The 21,534-nt window shown below is 36.7% G+C and carries 22 protein-coding genes and 1 other annotated feature; all 22 genes read left to right on the top strand.

Annotated features, from left to right (window positions below):
* Positions 1 to 85: 85 nt before the first annotated feature.
* The 22 genes from spoVE (at position 86) to uraA (ending at position 21,496) form a co-directional block, all read left to right on the top strand.
* Entirely contained in the window at positions 86 to 1,177 is a 1,092-nt protein-coding gene (gene spoVE, locus AC1DMU_RS01025) for a stage V sporulation protein E (RefSeq protein WP_000753516.1), read from the top strand.
* A gap of 104 nt (positions 1,178 to 1,281) precedes the next feature.
* On the top strand, positions 1,282 to 2,376 hold the full coding sequence (gene murG / locus AC1DMU_RS01020; protein WP_001265424.1) for an undecaprenyldiphospho-muramoylpentapeptide beta-N-acetylglucosaminyltransferase: 1,095 nt from the start codon (positions 1,282 to 1,284) through the stop codon (positions 2,374 to 2,376).
* A gap of 61 nt (positions 2,377 to 2,437) precedes the next feature.
* Positions 2,438 to 3,343 carry a UDP-N-acetylmuramate dehydrogenase gene (gene murB, locus AC1DMU_RS01015; protein WP_088064306.1) on the top strand — a complete coding sequence of 302 codons (906 nt, stop codon included), beginning with the start codon at positions 2,438 to 2,440 and terminating at the stop codon, positions 3,341 to 3,343.
* 98 nt (positions 3,344 to 3,441) lie between these two features.
* Positions 3,442 to 4,212, top strand: coding sequence for a cell division protein DivIB (divIB, locus tag AC1DMU_RS01010; RefSeq protein ID WP_000798232.1), 771 nt, complete (start codon positions 3,442 to 3,444; stop codon positions 4,210 to 4,212).
* A 400-nt stretch (positions 4,213 to 4,612) separates the two neighbouring features.
* Complete coding sequence (gene ftsA, locus AC1DMU_RS01005) at positions 4,613 to 5,926, top strand: cell division protein FtsA (RefSeq protein ID WP_476941454.1); 1,314 nt, start codon at positions 4,613 to 4,615, stop codon at positions 5,924 to 5,926.
* A gap of 39 nt (positions 5,927 to 5,965) precedes the next feature.
* Positions 5,966 to 7,120 (top strand): cell division protein FtsZ, encoded by a 1,155-nt coding sequence (gene ftsZ, locus AC1DMU_RS01000; RefSeq protein ID WP_000888983.1) that lies wholly within the window; start codon positions 5,966 to 5,968, stop codon positions 7,118 to 7,120.
* A gap of 313 nt (positions 7,121 to 7,433) precedes the next feature.
* Complete coding sequence (gene spoIIGA / locus AC1DMU_RS00995; RefSeq protein ID WP_000261976.1) at positions 7,434 to 8,351, top strand: sigma-E processing peptidase SpoIIGA; 918 nt, start codon at positions 7,434 to 7,436, stop codon at positions 8,349 to 8,351.
* 19 nt (positions 8,352 to 8,370) lie between these two features.
* The gene (gene sigE, locus AC1DMU_RS00990; RefSeq protein ID WP_000976947.1) at positions 8,371 to 9,090 is read left to right on the top strand and encodes an RNA polymerase sporulation sigma factor SigE; all 720 of its coding nucleotides are present in this window, start codon (positions 8,371 to 8,373) and stop codon (positions 9,088 to 9,090) included.
* Positions 9,091 to 9,247: 157 nt separating this feature from the next.
* Entirely contained in the window at positions 9,248 to 10,027 is a 780-nt protein-coding gene (sigG, locus tag AC1DMU_RS00985) for an RNA polymerase sporulation sigma factor SigG (protein WP_000197753.1), read from the top strand.
* A 172-nt stretch (positions 10,028 to 10,199) separates the two neighbouring features.
* Entirely contained in the window at positions 10,200 to 10,478 is a 279-nt protein-coding gene (locus tag AC1DMU_RS00980; RefSeq protein WP_476941453.1) for a YlmC/YmxH family sporulation protein, read from the top strand.
* A 117-nt stretch (positions 10,479 to 10,595) separates the two neighbouring features.
* Positions 10,596 to 11,414, top strand: a complete 819-nt coding sequence (gene pgeF, locus AC1DMU_RS00975; protein WP_046956465.1) for a peptidoglycan editing factor PgeF — start codon at positions 10,596 to 10,598, stop codon at positions 11,412 to 11,414.
* Positions 11,411 to 12,085: a YggS family pyridoxal phosphate-dependent enzyme gene (locus AC1DMU_RS00970; protein ID WP_000218035.1), complete on the top strand. Its 675-nt coding sequence runs from the start codon at positions 11,411 to 11,413 to the stop codon at positions 12,083 to 12,085. Before pgeF ends, AC1DMU_RS00970 begins: the two co-directional genes overlap by 4 nt.
* A 19-nt stretch (positions 12,086 to 12,104) precedes the next feature.
* Positions 12,105 to 12,575: a cell division protein SepF gene (locus tag AC1DMU_RS00965; protein ID WP_000119131.1), complete on the top strand. Its 471-nt coding sequence runs from the start codon at positions 12,105 to 12,107 to the stop codon at positions 12,573 to 12,575.
* Positions 12,576 to 12,581: 6 nt separating this feature from the next.
* Positions 12,582 to 12,845: a YggT family protein gene (locus AC1DMU_RS00960; protein ID WP_000259082.1), complete on the top strand. Its 264-nt coding sequence runs from the start codon at positions 12,582 to 12,584 to the stop codon at positions 12,843 to 12,845.
* 15 nt (positions 12,846 to 12,860) lie between these two features.
* Positions 12,861 to 13,628, top strand: coding sequence for a YlmH family RNA-binding protein (locus tag AC1DMU_RS00955; protein WP_000029706.1), 768 nt, complete (start codon positions 12,861 to 12,863; stop codon positions 13,626 to 13,628).
* A gap of 89 nt (positions 13,629 to 13,717) precedes the next feature.
* Positions 13,718 to 14,224: a septum site-determining protein DivIVA gene (gene divIVA, locus AC1DMU_RS00950; RefSeq protein WP_001131609.1), complete on the top strand. Its 507-nt coding sequence runs from the start codon at positions 13,718 to 13,720 to the stop codon at positions 14,222 to 14,224.
* 51 nt (positions 14,225 to 14,275) lie between these two features.
* Positions 14,276 to 14,500: a binding site (T-box leader), on the top strand.
* A 71-nt stretch (positions 14,501 to 14,571) separates the two neighbouring features.
* On the top strand, positions 14,572 to 17,337 hold the full coding sequence (gene ileS2, locus AC1DMU_RS00945) for an isoleucine--tRNA ligase (RefSeq protein WP_088064304.1): 2,766 nt from the start codon (positions 14,572 to 14,574) through the stop codon (positions 17,335 to 17,337).
* Positions 17,338 to 17,494: 157 nt separating this feature from the next.
* On the top strand, positions 17,495 to 17,824 hold the full coding sequence (locus tag AC1DMU_RS00940; protein WP_001004658.1) for a TraR/DksA C4-type zinc finger protein: 330 nt from the start codon (positions 17,495 to 17,497) through the stop codon (positions 17,822 to 17,824).
* 124 nt (positions 17,825 to 17,948) lie between these two features.
* On the top strand, positions 17,949 to 18,407 hold the full coding sequence (gene lspA / locus AC1DMU_RS00935; RefSeq protein ID WP_476941452.1) for a lipoprotein signal peptidase LspA: 459 nt from the start codon (positions 17,949 to 17,951) through the stop codon (positions 18,405 to 18,407).
* 4 nt (positions 18,408 to 18,411) lie between these two features.
* On the top strand, positions 18,412 to 19,320 hold the full coding sequence (locus tag AC1DMU_RS00930; protein ID WP_000005846.1) for an RluA family pseudouridine synthase: 909 nt from the start codon (positions 18,412 to 18,414) through the stop codon (positions 19,318 to 19,320).
* A gap of 203 nt (positions 19,321 to 19,523) precedes the next feature.
* Entirely contained in the window at positions 19,524 to 20,066 is a 543-nt protein-coding gene (pyrR, locus tag AC1DMU_RS00925) for a bifunctional pyrimidine operon transcriptional regulator/uracil phosphoribosyltransferase (RefSeq protein WP_001156490.1), read from the top strand.
* Positions 20,067 to 20,212: 146 nt separating this feature from the next.
* Positions 20,213 to 21,496: a uracil permease gene (gene uraA, locus AC1DMU_RS00920; RefSeq protein ID WP_000435919.1), complete on the top strand. Its 1,284-nt coding sequence runs from the start codon at positions 20,213 to 20,215 to the stop codon at positions 21,494 to 21,496.
* Positions 21,497 to 21,534 lie beyond the last annotated feature (38 nt).

The raw sequence follows: 21,534 nt of genomic DNA, 5'->3' as shown, positions 1-21,534 counted from the left end.
ATCAAAACATCAGTAGGCTAACACCTACTGATGTTTTGTTACATAGGGCAAAAGTTTCTGCCTAAAGAGGTGGTGTTTATGGGTAATGAAGAAAACGCCTGATTTTATTCTCATCATCGTTACACTTGCGTTGTTAACAATCGGAATGGTTATGGTGTATAGTGCGAGTGCGGTTTGGGCCTCTTATAAAATGGGGGACTCATTCTTTTTTGCAAAAAGGCAATTGCTATTTGCAAGTATTGGTGTAGTGGCTATGTTTTTAATTATGAAAATTGATTATTGGGTGTGGCGTACGTATTCAAAAGTAATTTTGCTAGTTTGCTTCATTCTTCTTATTCTTGTTCTTATTCCTGGGGTAGGACTTGTTCGAGGAGGGGCGCGAAGTTGGATTGGAATCGGGGCATTTTCCATTCAACCGTCAGAATTTATGAAGTTTGCGATGATTATTTTCTTAGCAAAATTTTTAGCGGAACGACAAAAATTAATTACCTCTTTTAAACGTGGTTTACTACCAGCTCTTAGTTTTGTATTTCTTGCTTTTGGGATGATTATGTTACAGCCAGATCTTGGCACAGGAACCGTAATGGTTGGGACATGTATTATTATGATATTTATCTCGGGGGCAAGGGTCTTTCACTTTGCAATGTTTGGTTTGCTTGGTGTAGCAGGATTTGTAGGGCTAATTGCATCAGCACCGTATCGAATGAAACGTATTACATCATATTTAGATCCGTGGTCAGATCCGCTTGGAAGTGGATTTCAAATTATTCAATCGTTACTCGCAATTGGACCTGGTGGATTATTCGGGCTTGGACTTGGACAAAGTAGACAAAAGTTTCTTTATTTACCTGAACCGCAAACAGACTTTATATTTGCGATCTTATCGGAGGAATTAGGTTTTATTGGTGGTTCATTTGTGTTATTATTATTTAGTCTATTATTATGGCGTGGGATTCGTATAGCTTTAGGAGCGCCAGATTTATATGGTACGTTTTTAGCAGTAGGTATTGTGGCGATGATTGCGATTCAAGTAATGATTAATGTTGGTGTTGTAACAGGATTGATGCCTGTAACAGGTATTACTTTGCCGTTTTTAAGTTATGGTGGATCAAGTTTGACATTAATGTTAATGGCAGTAGGTGTATTATTAAATATAAGTCGCCATTCTCGCTACTAAACCCTGTTTTATAAGACAGGGTTTTTCGTATGTGCGCGAAGAAACATGATGTATATAGAAATAAATACGACTGAAATAAGAAAAGAGAAGCGGAGGAGTTAGTAGTGCGTGTATTAGTAAGTGGTGGGGGCACTGGAGGTCATATTTATCCGGCTCTTGCTCTAATAAGAGAAATAAAAAAATTAAATCCGGAAGCAAGGTTTTTATATATTGGTACGGAGAGTGGATTAGAGAGCACGATCGTTCCAAAAGCAGGCATACCGTTTCAATCTATTGTTATAAGTGGATTTAAGCGTAAAATATCGTTAGATAACGTGAAAACGGTGATGCGTTTCCTAAAGGGTGTACAAGATAGTAAACGATATATTCGTCGTTTTAATCCAGATATTGTGATTGGAACGGGTGGATATGTATGTGGACCAGTTGTATATGCTGCAGCAAAATTAGGTATTCCAACCATTGTACATGAACAAAATAGTGTACCTGGTGTAACGAATAAATTTTTAAGCCGCTATGTTGATAAAGTTGCGGTTTGTTTTGAAGCGGCTGCAGAACATTTTCCACAGTCAAAAGTGGTGATGACAGGAAATCCAAGAGCATCAGAAGTAATGGATCAGAATGGAATGAAAGGAAAACGTTCAGTAGGTTTATCTCTTCCTAAAAAATCGGTACTTATTTTTGGTGGAAGTCGTGGGGCTAGACCGATTAACGATGCTTTCGTAGAGGCAATTGAACAGTTTGGAAATAAAAGTTACGAAATATTGTATGTAACAGGTGAAGTTCATTATGACAAAGTGATGGAAGCAGTGAAGCAAAAAGGGAATCCGAATAATGTTATTATTAAACCTTTCATTCATAATATGCCAGAGGTACTTACAGGTGTAGATCTTGTTGTTTCAAGAGCGGGGGCAACAACACTTGCAGAATTAACCGCGTTAGGTAAGCCAAGTGTGTTAATACCGAGTCCTTACGTAACAAATAACCATCAGGAAAAGAATGCACGTTCCGTTGTCGATAAAGGAGCAGCAAAAATGTTGCTTGAAAAAGATTTAACAGCAGAAACGCTTATTCGTGATATTGATGAGATTTTATTGGATGCACAAACATTACAAAATATGAAGCTGGCTGCGGGGCAATTAGGTATTCCAGATGCAGCAAATAAGCTGTATGAAGTAATGAATAAGCTTGTAAAAAAATAACGTTAGGTGAACGCCCTGCATACTACTGTAATAAGGATACTTAGTATGGGGGAGATTGTTTATGGAGCAATTAGTAAATGAGCTTATAGAAGCAAATGTTGGTCGCGTGTTAGTGAATGAAGCGTTAGCGTGTTATACCACTATGAAAATAGGTGGACCAGCTGATATTTTAATTGTGCCAAAGCATGTTGCCAGTATTGAAAAAACGTTGCAGTTAGTAAAAAAATATAAAACAAAGTGGACTGTAATTGGTCGAGGTTCGAACCTTCTTGTATCTGATCTAGGTATAGAAGGTGTCGTTATTCGTTTAGGAGAAGGATTAGACCACTTAGAAGTCGAAAAACATAGAGTAAGAGTTGGTGGTGGGTATCCCCTTATTAAATTATCAACTTTACTTAGTCGTCAAGGGTTATCCGGCCTGGAATTTGCCAGTGGTATTCCAGGAAGTGTTGGTGGTGCAGTGTATATGAATGCAGGAGCACATAAATCGGATATATCAAACATATTATCAAAAGCTCTTATTTTGTTTGAAAACGGAACAATTGATTGGTTAACACATGAAGAAATGGAGTTTTCCTATCGTACTTCTGTATTGCAAACGAAACGTCCTGGTATTGTTTTGGAAGCTGAGTTTCAATTGCAGGTAGGGGAGCGTGAGGGAATCGTAAGCGTCATGCAAAAGAATAAAGACTACCGTCGTGAAACACAGCCGTGGAATCATCCTTGTGCAGGAAGCATATTTCGGAATCCAATCCCATACTTTGCAGGAGACTTAATAGAAAAGGCGGGGCTTCGTGGTTATCAAATAGGCGGAGCTCAAATTTCTGAAATGCATGGGAATTTTATTATTAACACTGGGGGAGCCAGTGCGCAAGATGTCTTATCTTTAATTGCATTAATAAAACAAACAATCGAGGATAAATTTGGCGTAGAAATGCATACAGAAGTAGAAATCATTGGAAGATAACGGTTATTCGTTCCGCTCATTATCATTTATGTTATAATAAGAAGATAAGAACGGCATGAGGAACATGCCGTTTTTTATGTTACGTAGGGGGATCGTACATGAAAAATAGTAAAGTGATTAAACTACAGGATCGTGTACCAAAGTTAAAAAATCAACAGAAGAAAAACAAGAAAAATGTTAATCATCGGTTGATTTTATACATATCAATTTTATTTTTATTAGTGCTCTTTTTAATTTATTTTCGGTCTCCGCTAAGCAATATCAAAAAGATAAGTGTGTTTGGAAATCATTATATGACAGATGAACAAGTGATGAAGGAATCAGGTGTGACGTATGATACAAGTTATTTCCGAGTGACAGCACATAAAGCAGAAGAAAACCTAACGAAACGAAAAGAAATTAAAGCAGTAAATGTAAAAAAACGTTTTCCAAATAAAATTGATGTTCATATTGAAGAATATTTAACGATTGGTTATATAAACAAAGATGGGAAATTACAACCGTTACTAGAGAACGGGAAAACACTTGATGTACTTCCGAACGGAAAACTTCCTGTTGCAGCACCAATTTTTGAACCTTTTAAAGAGGAAAAAATGAAGGAGTTAATTGCTGAGCTTGAAAAATTAACACCAACTATTTTAAGGTCTATTTCTGAAATTCGTTATTCACCGACGAATGCGAATGAAGATCATCTTACTTTATATATGAACGAAGGGTACGAAGTGAGCACTACGATTCAAAATTTCGCAAAGCGTATGGAAGCTTATCCGCTTATCTTAAAAACAATTGAGCCGGGTAAAAAGGTATTAATTGATTTAGAAGTAGGGGCATATACGAAAGAATTAGGAGCGGAAGAAAAAAAAGAATAGAACGATAGTTTTTACTACGTTCCTGTAGAAAAAACGAAACGAACGTTCTATTGAATGCATCTGAATTTACAAGAATGGTTCATTTGATGAAAAAGATGTAAAAATTCTTAGATTCATACTAGGATTGGTACAAGTTTCACTTTTCTATGAGTACATCTTAGTGTAGACTTATACTTGGCGGTAATCTTTACACTTGAAATAGAATTATTTCAAGATAAGCAGTTATTCACAGTTTACTGCGATATTCTTAAATGAATGTTAAATAAAAATAAGAAAAATATAGGGTTAAAAAAGGGAAACGTATAAAGACGTTGAATATTTTTCTTATAAATAGTAAAGTTGCGATTGTTGTTCCATATATTGAGTTGTATGGTATAAATAAAGAAGGAGGTGCCAAAGAATGAACAGCAATGAAATATATGTTAGTCTTGACATCGGTACATCCAATGTTAAAGTCATCATTGGTGAAATGGTTAATGACAGCTTAAACATTATTGGTGTTGGAAATGTAAAATCAAATGGTTTAAAGAAGGGATCGATAGTTGATATAGACGAGACTGTTCGATCAATTAAAAAAGCAATTGAACAAGCTGAGCGCATGGTGGGAATCCACATTGAGCAAGTTGTAGTAGGTGTCAATGCAAACCAGGTACAGCTACTTCCTTGTCACGGAGTAGTCGCTGTTTCAAATGAAGATCGTGAAATCGGGAATGAAGATGTCTTACGCGTTCTAGATGCAGCACAAGTTGTGTCAATTGCTCCAGAGCGTGAGTTTATTGATGTGGTACCTCGACAGTTCATCGTAGACGGTCTTGACGAGATTAACGATCCACGCGGGATGATCGGTGTAAGATTAGAAATGGAAGGTACACTTATAACAGGCTCGAGAACTTTACTACATAACCTACTTCGTTGTGTAGAAAAAGCAGGTCTTGAAATAGTTGATATTTGTCTTCAACCTTTAGCGGCTGCAACAGTTGCTATATCTTCAGATGAAAAAAATAGAGGAGTAGCCCTTGTTGATATGGGGGGAGGATCTACAACTTTATCTATTTTTAAAGATGGAGAGTTACAAGCGACGAGTGTATTACCGTTAGGTGGAGACCATATAACGAAGGATATTGCGATTGGGTTGAAAACTTCAACAGACAATGCAGATCAAATAAAGTTGAAATATGGACATGCTTTTTATGATACAGCATCTGAAGAAGAGATGTTTACGGTTCCTATTATGGGAAGCGATCAAACAGAACAATATTCTCAGTTGGAATTATCGGATATAATAGAGGCTCGTGTAGAGGAAATTTTAATGTTTGTTCAAGATGAAGTGCGTAAGTTAGGAGTAAAGCAAGTAGCTTCTGGCTATGTACTAACTGGTGGAATTGCTTCTATGCCGGGTGTTCTTGATCTTGCATATGATATTTTACATGAAAATGTTCGTATAGCGACTCCTGATTATATTGGTGTGCGTGAGCCCCAATATACAAGTGGAGTAGGATTAATTAAACATTCTTATCAAAAAGCTAAATTACGTGGAAAAAATGTGCAGGAAAAGCAAGAACATTTTGAACCAGTACCAGCACCAGCACCAGCACCAACGCCGGTACAACAGCAACCTGCGAAACAAAAAACTCGTAATCAAAACAATAATAATCAAAATGATGAACGTATGRTGTCAAAAGTAAAACGTGTATTCCGTTATTTATGGGATTAAAATTGGACACGAAAAATGAGGTTCTAGGGGGATTTCGACATGTTAGAGTTTGATACTACTCAAGATCAATTAGCGAATATAAAAGTTATCGGTGTCGGCGGTGGCGGAAACAATGCTGTAAACCGTATGATTGAACACGGTGTACAAGGTGTAGACTTTATCGCTGTGAATACTGATGCACAAGCATTAAATCTATCAAAAGCTGAAACAAAAATGCAAATTGGTGGAAAATTAACACGTGGACTTGGTGCAGGTGCAAACCCTGAAGTAGGGAAAAAAGCTGCAGAAGAAAGTAAAGAACAGATCCAAGAAGCACTTCGTGGTGCGGATATGGTCTTCGTAACTGCTGGTATGGGCGGCGGAACTGGAACTGGTGCAGCTCCAGTTGTTGCTCAAGTTGCAAAAGAATTAGGTGCATTAACAGTTGGTGTTGTGACACGTCCATTTACATTTGAAGGACGTAAACGTGCAACGCAAGCAGCATCTGGTATTGCGGCATTTAAAGAAAATGTAGATACACTTATTGTAATTCCAAACGATCGCTTATTAGAGATTGTTGATAAAAATACGCCGATGTTAGAAGCATTCCGTGAAGCAGATAACGTATTACGTCAAGGTGTTCAAGGTATTTCTGATTTAATTGCAACACCAGGTTTAATTAACTTAGACTTCGCAGACGTAAAGACAATTATGTCTAATAGAGGTTCTGCTTTAATGGGTATTGGTTCTGGTAATGGAGAAAATCGTGCTGCTGAAGCTGCGAAAAAAGCGATTTCTAGTCCATTATTAGAAACATCTATTGATGGAGCTCAAGGTGTTATCATGAACATTACGGGTGGAGCTAACTTAAGCTTATATGAAGTACAAGAAGCGGCAGACATTGTAGCTTCAGCTTCAGATCCAGAAGTAAATATGATCTTCGGTTCTGTTATTAATGAAGGATTAAAAGATGATATCGTTGTAACTGTAATTGCAACTGGTTTTGATGATAGTGCTTCGACGCAGCCACCAAAACCAATTATCCGTCCGACTGCGAATCACACGCAACAACAGCAACAGCAAGTAGCTCAACCTTCAAAACAACGTGAAGTTAAGCGTGAAATGAAACGTGAAGAGCCGGTTGTGCATGAGCGTCATACAGATTCAGATGACATCGATATTCCAGCATTCTTACGTAACCGTCGTAGACGATAAAAGAAAAGGAGCTTTTATGCTCCTTTTTTGTTTTATACAGGGAAAAGATCTGCTAAGCAGGTCTTTTTTTATTTTATATATTTTGATTTAGCCCGCTATTTGCTGGGCAGCCTGATTGGTGCGGGGTGATTAAAGTTTCACTTAATATATAAGTAAAAAGATATAGTATTCTATGAAACATATACTTTTATTTTTTACCGACAGATTTTGTCTAGAAAGCACAAAATAACAAAAAAACACCTCCGCAAATTGACACACTTTCCTATTGGATATGCATTATACTAGTCTCAACTTAAAAAAAGAGGTGAATTGTTTGGTTGTTTACGCCGACGTTGTTTGGTTGTTAAACGCCTGCATTGATTTTCTTTTACTTTTATTAACAGCAACCGTGTTAAAAAAGAAGATCAAAAGATGGAGGCTTGTGTTAGGGGCATTTATAGGTTCAACCATTGTTATTTTTGCCTTTACTCCTTTTGCTTCTATGATGACACATCCAATTATGAAACTACTGTACTCGTTACTTATTGTGTATACAGCATTTGGGTTTACAACGTTTAGAAACTATGCACAAACTGTTTTTACTTTTTACTTTGTAACCTTTATGGTTGGCGGAGGGTTAATTGGGACTCATTTCTTTTTGCAAACGAATGAAATGGTAAATGGATTGGTTCAATCTCAATCAATTTCTTACGGTGATCCAATTAGCTGGCTGTTTGTTGTTTTTGGTTTTCCAGTAATTTATTATTTTTCTAAAAAGCGTATTGAAAGCGTAGAGGTTACAAAAATACACTATGACCAAATTGTGAAATTGAAAATTCAATTAGCTGAAGAGGAACTAGAACTCGCAGGTTTAATTGATAGTGGGAACCAACTTTACGACCCGTTAACAAAAACACCCGTTATGATTATGCATATTTCATCATTAGAGCATTGCTTGCCAGCTTGGTTAACAGAACAAATTTATTCCAAAACAGAGATTCCTCAAATACCAGAAAATGATTCTGGCTGGGCGACAAAATTACGCTTAATTCCTTTCAGAGCAGTAGGAGTAGAGAATCAATTTTTATGGGCAATTAAGCCAGACAGTGTGCAAATTTATCATGAAGGTAGTTCTATTGTAGTCAGCAAAGTATTGATTGGATTAAATACACAACAGTTGTCAACCAATGGAGAGTATCAATGTATTGTGCATCCGAAAATGTTAATTTCGCAAAAAATGGTAATTGCTTAATAATGGGAGGCGGGATAATATGATGAAATTAAAATTTTATTTAGTATACCTTTGGTATAAAGTATTGTTGAAATTAGGAATTAAGACCGATGAAATTTATTATATCGGTGGAAGTGAAGCGTTGCCACCACCGTTAACGAAAGAAGAAGAGGAAGTTCTTTTGAATAAATTGCCAAAAGGAGATCAGGCAGCAAGATCGTTACTGATTGAACGCAACTTACGGTTAGTTGTATATATAGCAAGAAAGTTTGAAAATACAGGGATAAATATTGAAGATTTGATTAGTATAGGAACAATCGGCCTTATTAAAGCAGTGAATACATTTAATCCGGAAAAGAAAATAAAATTAGCGACATATGCCTCACGTTGTATAGAAAATGAAATTTTAATGCATTTGCGTCGGAATAATAAGAATCGTTCAGAAGTTTCTTTTGACGAACCGCTTAACATCGATTGGGATGGGAATGAACTTTTGTTATCAGATGTATTAGGTACAGATGATGATATTATTACAAAAGATTTAGAAGCTACTGTAGATCGTCATCTTCTAATGAAAGCATTGCATCAATTAAATGATCGTGAAAAACAAATTATGGAACTTCGGTTTGGGCTTGCTGGAGAAGAGGAAAAGACGCAAAAAGATGTGGCGGATATGCTTGGGATTTCACAGTCATACATTTCGCGTTTAGAAAAAAGAATCATAAAAAGATTACGAAAAGAATTTAATAAAATGGTGTAAAGAATAAGACCAGCCGTTATCTAGGCTGGTCTTATTCTCTTTCGTTGTATGAGAAGAGACAACGAAAATGAAAAATGAAGAGAAAACCGCATGCATAAAATCCCCTTCAAAGGAAATACTTTACACTGTACAGCAACTCCCGATAGGAGGGAACACTTTGACGAGAAACAAAGTAGAAATTTGCGGTGTTGATACAGCTAAACTTCCCGTACTAAAAAATGATGAAATGCGTAAATTATTTCGTGAAATGCAAAGTGGAGAGATAAGCGCAAGAGAGAAATTAGTGAATGGAAACTTACGTCTTGTACTGAGCGTCATCCAAAGATTTAATAACAGAGGAGAATATGTTGACGATTTATTTCAAGTTGGTTGCATCGGACTTATGAAATCCATTGATAACTTTGATTTAGGCCAAAATGTAAAATTTTCAACGTATGCTGTGCCGATGATTATTGGGGAAATACGCAGATATTTGCGTGATAATAATCCGATTCGCGTATCTCGATCATTACGAGATATTGCGTATAAAGCGTTACAAGTAAGAGAGAAATTGATTGCAGAAAATTCAAAAGAACCAACAGCAATGGATATTGCAAAAGTGCTTGAAGTGACTCATGAAGAAATTGTTTTTGCATTAGATGCGATTCAAGATCCAGTTTCATTATTTGAACCGATTTATAACGATGGGGGAGATCCTATCTTTGTTATGGATCAGTTAAGTGATGAAAAACAAAAGGACGAGCAGTGGGTTGAAGAGTTAGCACTGAAAGAAGGGATGAAGCGTTTAAATGATCGTGAGAAAATGATTATTCGAAAACGTTTCTTTCAAGGAAAGACACAAATGGAAGTTGCAGAAGAAATTGGGATTTCTCAAGCACAAGTGTCACGTTTAGAGAAATCAGCTATTAAACAAATGAATAAAACGATTCAAGGATAAGGTTTCACCATTTATGGTGAAACCTTTTTATATGTAATATAGTTTGTCTTCGCTCATAGTAGGGAAGCTGTGTTCATATAATGAAAATAATATGGGATTAGTAGAGGGTGCTTCCTGTTAATTTGAGAAACAGTGTTTTTTCAATTCGTCATATATAAGGGAGAGGATGAAAATGATAAGAATTTCGGAGTTGCAGATGAAAGAGGTAATAAATATTTCAGATGGAAAAAGGCTTGGGAATATTGGAGATATTGAAATTGATATGAACACAGGGAAGATCGGGTCTATTATTATTTCCAAACAGGCACGTATGTTAGGGATCTTTGGGAAGGATGTAGAAATTGTAATTCCTTGGGAGGAAATTATGAAAATTGGGGAAGATGTCATACTTGTTAGAGTAAATCCTGTTAATTCTGTAACAGAATCAATACAAACACCGACAATTTCATAAAGAATATTACAAATTCCTCTTTTTTTTCTGTTGGCATTATGAAAAAATAAAAGTATGGTAAAATAGACAGGAAGTACCATGCTTTTTTATGTTATTTTAATTAAAAGGAGTCACTTTATGAGACAACCATTTAAATATGTGGACGGTATACTGTATTTACAAGCGTGGAAAGAACTTGGAAACATTACTGCTGGATTTACGACAAAAGATGGTGGGGTAAGTACGGGCTCCTTTCATGCGATGAATTTAGGATTACATGTGAATGATATCGTGGAGAACGTTCATGAAAACAGACGCATTTTAGCAAATAAGTTACAAAAACCATTAGAAAACTGGATTTGCTCTGAACAAGTTCATGATCATCATGTTGAAAAAGTAGGACAACAGGAAAAAGGAAGTGGCGTCTATTCATATGAAGACGGCATTTCAAAAACAGATGGCATTTATACGACTAATAATGATGTTCTTCTAACATCATGTTACGCGGATTGTGTTCCACTCTATTTTTATGCACCATCACATGGTATGATAGGACTTGCGCATGCTGGATGGAAAGGGACTGTAAAAGAGATTGCAAAGGAAATGATTCAAAAATGGAATGCAGAAGGGATTTCAAGTGATGAAATTCATGTTGCAATTGGACCAGCAATTGGATCTTGTTGTTACGTTGTTGATGATCGAGTGTTAACAGCAGCAGAGCAAGTAGTAAACGGCTCTGTCCCTTATAAAAAAATTTCTGATGGGCAGTACGCAATTAATTTAAAAGAAATTAATCGTATATTATGTGTACAATCAGGCATAAAAGAAGAGAATATTGTAATGTCATCTCTTTGTACAAGCTGTGAAGAACAACTATTTTTCTCTCATCGTCGTGATCAAGGTAAGACAGGAAGAATGTTGAGTTTCATAGGTTTTAAGGAGGAAGAAAGCAAGTGACAGTACAAAAAAATTTAACAACTGTAAATGAAGCAATTAAACAATCTTGCGTACGAGCGGGACGTTCGTTGCAAGATATTAAACTCGTTGCGGTTACAAAAACGGTAGGAATTGAAAAAACAAACGAAGTAATTGAAGCTGGAATTATCGATTTAGGTGAAAATAGAAATGAAAGTTTCTTACAGAAGTACGAACATTTCGGTTCAAAAGTGAATTGGCATTTTATTGGATCATTACAAACGAGAAAAGTAAAAGAAATCATTAATGAAATTGATTATTTACATTCGTTAGATCGTCTTTCACTTGCAAAAGAAATTCAAAAACGTGCTGATAAGAAAGTGAAATGTTTTATTCAAGTGAAAACATCATCTGAAGAATCAAAGCAAGGATTGGCAATAGAAGAAACCGTTTCTTTTATTCAAAGTTTGCAAGAATTGGATAAGATTGAAGTGGTGGGACTAATGACAATGGCTCCGTTTACAGAAGAAGAGGAAGAAATCAGACGCTGTTTTAAGGAGTTGTGTATGCTACAAACAGAGGTGCAGGAGCTAGAATTATTACATGCGCCATGTAAAGAATTATCAATGGGAATGTCTAATGATTACACGATTGCAATTGAAGAAGGTGCTACATATATTCGTTTGGGGACGATTTTAGTAGGAAAAGCGTAAAAGGAAGGAGAATCTTATTATGAGTTGGTCAAAAGTAAAATACTTCTTTTTTGATACACCGGAAGAAAAAGAAGCAGCTCAATATAGTTATGAAAAGGAGCAAACAGACATGAAGAAGCAGCAAGATCCGCCAGAACAACAAGATGTTGCGTTTCCAAAAGCGCAACCGAAACAAAATGTTGTGAGCATTGAAACGGCAAAGCAATCTTCAAAAGTTGTTTTATTAGAACCACGCACATATTCGGAAGCACAAGGGATTTCGGACCATTTAAAAGGTAGACGAGCTGTTGTGATTAATTTACAACGAATGTCTACTGATCAAGCTGTACGTATCGTTGACTTTTTAAGTGGTACTGTATACGCTATAGGCGGGGACATTCAAAAAATAGGACCGAAAACATTTATGTGTACCCCTGAAAATGTAGATATTGTTGGTGCAATTTCAGAGTTATTCGGTGAAGAAGAAGACACAAATATAAAGAGGTGGTAATACGCCATGGTAACAGTTTTAAACGTTTTAATTACTGCTATCGAGATCTACTCGTGGGCACTTATTATTTACATTCTTCTATCATGGTTCCCTGGTGCAAAGGAATCAACTTTTGGAGAAATTCTTGCGCGTATTTGTGAACCGTATTTAGAACCATTTCGCAGATTTATTCCGCCGCTTGGTATGATTGATATCTCTCCACTCGTTGCGATTTTCACGTTAAAGCTTGCTACGAATGGTTTAATAAGTATATTCAACTATTTCTTATAGTAAGAGGTTAAATACATGAGCATCTATGAACATTTCAGACCCGATGAAGAGGTCTTTGTGGATAAGGTGTTAGAGTGGAAGCGAGCAGCGGAGTACCATCAAGTGAAGTTAACAGACTTCCTTGATCCAAGACAACAACAAATTGTCACTATGGTAATAGGACAAGGGGATGTTGCTGTACAGTTTGATGGTGCAACGCCTCATGCAGAGCGTAAGAGAGCACTCATTTATCCGGACTATCTAGTAGTGAATGAAGAGGAATTTCAAGTAGAAGTATTGGAAATTGACTATCCTTCCAAGTTTTATACGCTAGAACATAGGCAAATATTAGGTACATTTATGTCTCTTGGTTTAACGAGAGAAAAATGTGGTGATATTTTGCTTCAAGAAGATCGTGCCCAAATTGTAGTCGCGAAAGAAGTTGTATCTTATATTGAGATGAACTTACAATCTATAGGGAAAGTGAAAGTCTCCTTATCACCAGTGCAAGGAGAAAAAATTCTACAGATGCAAGAAACGTGGGGAGAGAAATCTGGAACGGTTTCTTCACTTCGTTTAGATGTTATGTTAGCTGAAATGTTACATATATCCAGACAAAAAGTACAACCTTTCATAAAAAATGGTTTAGTAAAAGTTAATTGGAAAACAGTGGAGCAAACTTCTTATGAATGTTATCCAGGAGATGTTTTTTCAGTGAGAGGATATGGACGAAGTAAATTGTTTTCTGTAGAAGGTAGAACAAAGCGCGACAAATGGAGAATTTTGTATGGTATACTAAAATGATTGGTTTTTTAGAAGGAAATCCTCCTATTTTGTCGAAGAAAAGATATAATTGAAATAGGAAATTTAGATAACTACTTGGAGGTGGCGTTGTGCCGTTAACACCATTAGATATTCATAACAAAGAATTTGGTCGCGGATTCCGTGGCTATGATGAAGATCAAGTAAATGAGTTTCTTGATCAAATTATCAAAGATTATGAATTAGTCATTCGTGAGAAAAAAGCTCTAGAAGAAAAAGTTGCGCAATTAGAAGGGAAGTTAGATCATTTCTCTAATATTGAAGATACGTTAAACAAATCTATCATCGTTGCACAAGAAGCAGCGGAAGAAGTAAAACGTAATGCGCAAAAAGAAGCAAAATTAATCGTACGTGAAGCTGAAAAGAATGCAGACCGTATTATTAACGAAGCGTTAGTAAAATCAAGAAAAGTTGCCTTTGATATTGAAGAGCTAAAGAAACAAGCGAAAGTATTCCGCACTCGTTTCCGTATGTTATTAGAAACACAGCTTGAAATGTTAAACAACGATGATTGGGATAAACTAATTGAGTTAGAAGACGAAGTAGATGAACTGTTGAAAAAAGAAGAAACAGTGTAAGCTTGACGTTTTTCTCATTATTACATATAATTTTAAACAACATATTTATTAAGAAAAACGAAGATAGGGATAAGTACCTTTTTCATACCTTATATAGCGAACTGAGGATGGTGTAAGCTCAGGATAAGGAGATAATGGGAATATCACCCTGGAGTTCCGCGCTGAACAAATAGAGTAAGCGTAGGCGTATATTCGCGTTAAGAATATAAAGAGGATTGTATACATACGTATAGGATCTACTAGGGTGGTACCGCGGGAGACTTTCTCGTCCCTTTTTGGGATGAGAAGGTCTCTTTTTTATTCCGTTTTTTAAGTGTTTCTTTTATACATGTAAGGAGGAATTGAGCATGGAGTACAAAAATACATTACTAATGCCAAAAACAGAGTTCCCAATGCGTGGGAATTTACCAAAACGTGAGCCTGCAATGCAAGAACAGTGGGCTGAAATGAATATTTATGAAAAGGTACAAGAACATACGAAAGGTCGTCCTTTATTTGTACTGCATGATGGACCTCCATATGCGAATGGTGACATTCATATGGGACATGCATTAAATAAAGTGTTAAAAGACTTTATTGTTCGTTATAAATCAATGACTGGTTACTGCGCACCATATGTACCGGGTTGGGATACACACGGTTTACCAATTGAGCAAGCTTTAACAAATAAAGGTGTAAAGCGTAAAGAAATGACAGTTGCTGAGTTCCGTAAGTTATGTGCAGAGTATGCATATGAACAAGTAGAACGTCAACGTGAACAATTTAAGCGTTTAGGTGTACGTGCAGATTGGGATAACCCATATATTACTTTAGAGCCGGCTTATGAAGCGCAACAAATTAAAGTGTTCGGTGATATGGCGAAAAAAGGTTATATCTATAAAGGGCAGAAACCAGTTTACTGGTCTCCAACGAGTGAATCAGCTTTAGCAGAAGCTGAAATTGAATACCAAGATAAAAAATCAGCATCTATTTACGTAGCATTCCCTGTAAAAGACGGAAAGAACGTATTAGAAGGTGATGAGAAATTCATTATCTGGACAACAACACCTTGGACGTTACCTGCAAACTTAGGTATTTCTGTTCACCCAGAACTTGAATACGCTATTGTAAAAGTAAATGCTGAAAAATATATTATTGCTTCTGAACTATTTGAGACAGTTGCAAAAACGTTAGAGTGGGAAAATGCTGAAGTTGTGAAAACGGTAAAAGGTAGCGAACTTGAGTATACAGTTGCAAAACATCCATTCTACGATCGTGATTCATTAGTTATGCTAGGAGATCACGTAACAACAGATGCAGGTACAGGTTGTGTTCATACAGCACCAGGACACGGGGAAGATGACTTCGTTGTTGGTAAAAAGTATGGATTAGAAGTACTTTGCCCAGTTGATGATAAAGGTGTATTAACAAATGAAGCACCTGGATTTGAAGGCTTATTCTATGATAAAGCTAACAAGCCAATTACAGAAAAATTAGAAGAAGTAGGCGCGTTACTGAAGCTAACATTCATTACGCATTCATACCCACATGATTGGAGAACGAAAAAACCAATTATTTTCCGTGCGACAGCACAGTGGTTTGCATCTATTGAAGCGTTCCGTAAAGAATTATTAGAAGCTGTTGCGGAAACAAAATGGGTACCAGCATGGGGAGAAACTCGTCTTCATAATATGGTTCGTGACCGTGGTGACTGGTGTATTTCTCGTCAGCGTGCATGGGGTGTGCCAATCCCTGTATTCTATGCAGAGAATGGTGATCCAATTATTACAGATGAAACAATTAACCATGTAGCAGATTTATTCCGTGAGCACGGTTCTAACGTATGGTTTGAGCGTGAAGCGAAAGATCTATTACCAGAAGGATTTACACATACAGGTAGCCCAAATGGTGAATTCCGTAAAGAAACAGACATCATGGATGTATGGTTCGATTCAGGTTCTTCTCACCAAGCAGTATTAGAAGAGCGCGAAGACTTACAACGTCCAGCTGATTTATATTTAGAAGGATCTGACCAGTATCGTGGTTGGTTTAACTCTTCATTATCAACAGCAGTTGCTGTAACAGGTAAAGCTCCATATAAAGGCGTACTAAGCCATGGTTTCGTATTAGATGGTGAAGGACGTAAAATGAGTAAGTCGATTGGAAACATCGTCGTACCGAAGAAAATTATGGATCAATTAGGTGGAGATATTTTACGCTTATGGGTATCTTCTGTTGACTATCAATCTGATGTACGTATTTCAGATGATATTTTAAAACAAGTAGCAGAAGTGTATCGTAAAATCCGTAACACATTCCGTTTCTTATTAGGAAACTTAGATGACTTTAAGCCAAGTGAAAATACAGTAGCTGTAGCTGAACTTCGTGAAGTAGATCGTTACATGTTAGTGAAATTAAATGACTTAATTACAAAAGTAAAAGAAGCATATGAAACATACGACTTCGCTGCTGTGTATCATGCAATTCATAACTTCTGTACAATTGATTTAAGTTCATTCTACTTAGACTTTGCAAAAGACATTTTATACATTGAAGGTGCAAACCATGAAGATCGTCGTGCAATTCAAACTGTATTATATGATGTTCTTGTTGCATTGACGAAACTTGTAACACCAATCTTACCGCATACAGCTGATGAAGTATGGCCATACATTCCGGGTGTAACAGAAGAAAGTGTACAATTAACTAATATGCCAGAAGCTGTACAATTAGATGGTGCGGAAGCATTAAAAACAAAATGGGATGCATTTATGACGCTGCGTGATGACGTATTAAAAGCGTTAGAAGTAGCTCGTAATGAGAAAGTAATCGGTAAGTCATTAAATGCAAGTATTACGCTATATCCGACTGTAGAAATGAAAACTATGTTAGAGTCTATTAGCGAAGACTTAAAGCAATTATTCATCGTTTCTGAGTATAAACTTGGTGGTATGATGGAAGAAGCGCCAGCAGATGCGCCGAAGTATGAGCATACAGCGGTTGTTGTTGCTCAAGCAACTGGTGAAACATGTGAACGTTGTTGGGTAGTTTCAGAAACAATTGGTAAAGACGCTGAACATGAAACATTATGTGAGCGTTGTGCAACAGTTGTTAAAGAAAACTATGTAAAATAATAAAAAAACTGACTGTGCGTAAGTACAGTCAGTTTTTTTGTTGATGATATATTAAAATAACTTTCACTCTCTTTCCTATGAAGGAAAAATGTGTGTGAGGTAAGCATAGAAATTTCGGACACACTAATCGTACATTGCAGCTGGGAGGAATGTACACGTGAATGAAATGTATATGGAAATCAAAGAAGAATTGCAATTGATGCGAAAAGAGTTACAAGAGAGGCTAGCTAAAGAGGTCATGCACAAATATGATACAGAGTTTAGCGAAGAGCTTGGATATGAAATTAAGGAAGAGATAAAGAAAAAACTCCTATTACATGATATAAAAGAGGACTTAAAAGATGTAGAACGTGCATTATTTAAAATGGAAATAGATATGTATGGTATTTGTGAAGAAACGGGGAGAGCAATTTCGGTAAAACAAATGAAGACGATGCCGACTGCCCGTACCATTCATGAATTTTTCTATGAAAAAGTAAATGTATGAATGCGCACAATGATATTATATTACCTTTTTTTAATTTATTTTATTCTTCTATAAAGGTTCATTGTGAAAAGGTTGCAGCTATGCTAAAATTTTGAGGTACACTGTCTTTGTGGGGGAAATGAAAATGATATATTATGTAATAGCGTTATTTGTCATTGCCATCGATCAAATATCGAAATGGCTAATTGTAAAGAACATGGAATTGGGTACGAGCATTCCGATTATCGATAATGTATTATACATAACATCACATCGAAATAGAGGAGCTGCCTGGGGGATTTTAGAAAATAAAATGTGGTTTTTCTACATTATTACAGTCGTTTTTGTAGTATTTATCGTAATTTATATGCAAAAATATKCGAAAACAGACAAACTTCTAGGGATTTCATTAGGTCTAATATTAGGCGGAGCAATTGGTAATTTCATTGATCGTGTATTTAGACAAGAAGTAGTGGATTTCATTCACGTGTATATTTTCTCGTACAACTATCCAGTATTCAATATAGCTGATTCAGCATTATGTATTGGTGTTGTATTAATTATTATTCAAACATTATTAGAAGGCAAGAAAACGAAGGAGTAATTGGATGAGTGAAGTAGTACAAGTAACAGTTGCAGAAGAACAAAAAAGTGAGCGAATTGATAAATTCGTTGCAGAAATAAACAGTGAATGGTCACGTTCACAAGTACAACAATGGATTAAAGATGATGTCGTTACAGTTAATGGAAAATCGGTAAAAGTGAATTATAAAGTTAAAGAAAACGATGAAATTACAGTAACGATTCCTGATCCAGAAGAGTTAGATATCCAAGCAGAAGATATGGGCTTAGAAATTTATTATGAAGATGCAGATGTACTCGTTGTAAATAAGCCACGTGGTATGGTTGTACATCCAGCTCCAGGGCATACAAGCGGTACGCTTGTAAACGGACTTATGCACCATTGTACAGACCTGTCAGGTATTAACGGTGTAATGCGTCCTGGTATTGTGCATCGTATTGATAAAGATACATCTGGACTATTAATGGTTGCTAAAAATGATGTGGCGCATGAGTCACTTGTAAATCAACTTGTAGCAAAAACAGTAACAAGACGTTACAAAGCGATTGTACACGGTGTGATTCCGCATGATAAAGGAACGATCGATGCGCCAATTGGTCGCGATAAGAAAGAACGTCAAAGCATGACAGTTGATGAAAATGGTAAGAATGCTGTTACACACTTCCAGGTGTTAGAACGCTTTAAAGATTTTACACTTGTAGAATGTCGCTTAGAAACGGGACGTACGCACCAAATTCGTGTTCATATGAAATATATTGGCTATCCACTTGCAGGAGATCCGAAGTATGGTCCGAAGAAAACATTAGACATGAATGGACAAGCACTTCACGCAGGTATTTTAGGGTTTGACCATCCTCGTACTGGTGAATATATTCAGTTTGAGGCACCGATTCCAGAAGTGTTTGAAGACGCATTAAATATTTTACGGAAATAGTATTGACAAATCATAAGAAAACTGAGATACTGACAACAGTTAAATAATGATCCTTTAACACAGCCCCGTGAGGTTGAGAAGGTAACGGTTTGAAATACATAGGGTATGCTGTACCCTTTTTTCAAAAGTCCTCTCGCACACGCTGAGAGGACTTTTTTTATACGATTACTCTCACGCAAGAAAAAAGCTTGGAGGTGTAGAGCATGCAAGAGAAAGCTGTCGTTTTAGATGACCAAATGATTCGCCGCGCTTTAACACGAATTAGTCATGAAATCGTGGAACGAAATAAAGGTGTCGATAATTGTGTTCTTGTCGGAATTAAAACTCGTGGAATTTTTATTGCACAACGTTTGGCAGAACGAATTGGTCAAATTGAAGGAAAAGAAATGGAAGTTGGAGAGCTAGATATTACGTTATATCGTGATGATTTAACACTACAATCGAAAAATGAAGAACCGCTTGTAAAAGGTTCTGATATCCCTGTAGATATTACGAAGAAAAAAGTTATCCTTGTGGATGATGTATTATATACAGGAAGAACAGTTCGAGCAGCAATGGATGCTCTTATGGATTTAGGTAGACCATCACAAATCCAACTGGCGGTTCTTGTTGATAGAGGTCATCGTGAACTACCAATTCGCGCTGATTATGTAGGAAAGAACATTCCAACATCAAGTGAAGAGCGTATCGAAGTTGATTTGCAAGAGACAGATCAACAAGATCGAGTAAGCATATACGATAAGTAAAGCCCTTTTAAATGTAGTCCTGTGAGGCTGCCAAAGGGTCTTGGCTTTCATATGTCAAATTTGGCATACGAAAGTGTAGGACTCTTTGTGCACAGGCACAAAGAGTTTTTTTATTGCAAAGATTTAAACTGAAGGAGGATGTAACAATGGAACAAAAGCCAGTGTTAGACGTTAATGAAGTACCGAAACCGGGAAAATGGTTATTTTTAAGTATACAACATTTGTTCGCGATGTTTGGATCAACAGTGCTTGTTCCGTTTTTAACAGGATTGAATCCGTCAGTAGCATTAATATCAAGTGGATTAGGAACGCTAGCGTTTCTTCTTATAACGAAAGGTCAAGTACCTGCCTATCTAGGATCATCATTCGCCTTTATCGCACCGATTATAACAGCGAAAACAGCAGGTGGACCTGGAGCAGCAATGCTTGGTGGTTTGTTTGCAGGACTTGTGTACATCTTAATCTCACTCGGAATTAAGAAGTCAGGATCAGAGTGGATTATGAAATTACTTCCGCCAATCGTAGTTGGTCCAGTCGTAATGGTAATCGGTCTAGCTTTAGCACATACAGCAGTTAACATGGCGATGAACGGTGCGGATGGCAAATATAGCTTTACACACTTTTCAGTAGCATTAGTAACATTAGCAATTACAATTATCTGCTCTATATTCGGAAGAGGGTTTTTCAGTATCATACCAGTGTTACTGGGCATTATCGGCGGATATATCTTTGCTTACTTCCAAGGGCTAGTAAACTTAAAGCCGGTAGCTGAGGCAAAATGGTTTGTTGTACCAGATTTCACAGTACCATTTGTAACATATACTCCGGAGTTTTCGTGGAAGATTGTACTCTTGATGGTACCAGTAGCATTAGTAACAATTTCAGAACATATCGGACATCAAATTGTACTAGGAAATGTTATTAAAAGAGATTTAATTGAAAAACCAGGTTTACATCGCTCAATCTTCGGTGATGGAATAGCAACATTGATTGCATCGCTAATAGGTGGACCACCGAATACAACGTATGGTGAAAACATCGGTGTGTTAGCAATTACGAGAGCATACAGTGTATACTTATTCATCGGCTCAGCAGTGTTTGCAATCATGTTCGGATTTATCGGTAAGATTTCTGCACTGATTCATTCCATCCCAACACCAGTTATGGGTGGTGTATCAATCTTACTATTCGGTGTAATTGCATCAAGCGGATTACGCATGATGGTAGATGATAAAACAGACCTAAGTGACAAACGAAACTTAATGATTGCATCAGTAATACTAGTAATCGGTATTGGTGGAGCGGTACTCCACGTAGGAGAATCGTTCCAAGTAGAAGGAATGGCACTAGCAGCAATTGTGGGTGTACTATTAAATCTACTACTACCAGAAACGAAACAAATAAAACAATCTAAGCAGATTGCTTCATAATAATAACCTTTTAATTCAGTCCTGTGAGACCGGAAAGG

This window comes from Bacillus sp. 01N45, from assembly GCF_056399205.1.
The sequence above is the reverse complement of the archived record's forward strand: the minus strand, read 5'-3'. Positions and strand labels throughout refer to the sequence as shown.

Coding starts and splice junctions, on each gene's coding strand:
- spoVE (WP_000753516.1), top strand. CDS start 86: ATGAAGAAAACGCCTGATTTTATTCTCATCATCGTTACACTTGCGTTG.
- murB (WP_088064306.1), top strand. CDS start 2,438: ATGGAGCAATTAGTAAATGAGCTTATAGAAGCAAATGTTGGTCGCGTG.
- divIB (WP_000798232.1), top strand. CDS start 3,442: ATGAAAAATAGTAAAGTGATTAAACTACAGGATCGTGTACCAAAGTTA.
- ftsZ (WP_000888983.1), top strand. CDS start 5,966: ATGTTAGAGTTTGATACTACTCAAGATCAATTAGCGAATATAAAAGTT.
- sigE (WP_000976947.1), top strand. CDS start 8,371: ATGATGAAATTAAAATTTTATTTAGTATACCTTTGGTATAAAGTATTG.
- AC1DMU_RS00980 (WP_476941453.1), top strand. CDS start 10,200: ATGATAAGAATTTCGGAGTTGCAGATGAAAGAGGTAATAAATATTTCA.
- pgeF (WP_046956465.1), top strand. CDS start 10,596: ATGAGACAACCATTTAAATATGTGGACGGTATACTGTATTTACAAGCG.
- AC1DMU_RS00965 (WP_000119131.1), top strand. CDS start 12,105: ATGAGTTGGTCAAAAGTAAAATACTTCTTTTTTGATACACCGGAAGAA.
- AC1DMU_RS00960 (WP_000259082.1), top strand. CDS start 12,582: ATGGTAACAGTTTTAAACGTTTTAATTACTGCTATCGAGATCTACTCG.
- AC1DMU_RS00955 (WP_000029706.1), top strand. CDS start 12,861: ATGAGCATCTATGAACATTTCAGACCCGATGAAGAGGTCTTTGTGGAT.
- ileS2 (WP_088064304.1), top strand. CDS start 14,572: ATGGAGTACAAAAATACATTACTAATGCCAAAAACAGAGTTCCCAATG.
- AC1DMU_RS00930 (WP_000005846.1), top strand. CDS start 18,412: ATGAGTGAAGTAGTACAAGTAACAGTTGCAGAAGAACAAAAAAGTGAG.
- pyrR (WP_001156490.1), top strand. CDS start 19,524: ATGCAAGAGAAAGCTGTCGTTTTAGATGACCAAATGATTCGCCGCGCT.
- uraA (WP_000435919.1), top strand. CDS start 20,213: ATGGAACAAAAGCCAGTGTTAGACGTTAATGAAGTACCGAAACCGGGA.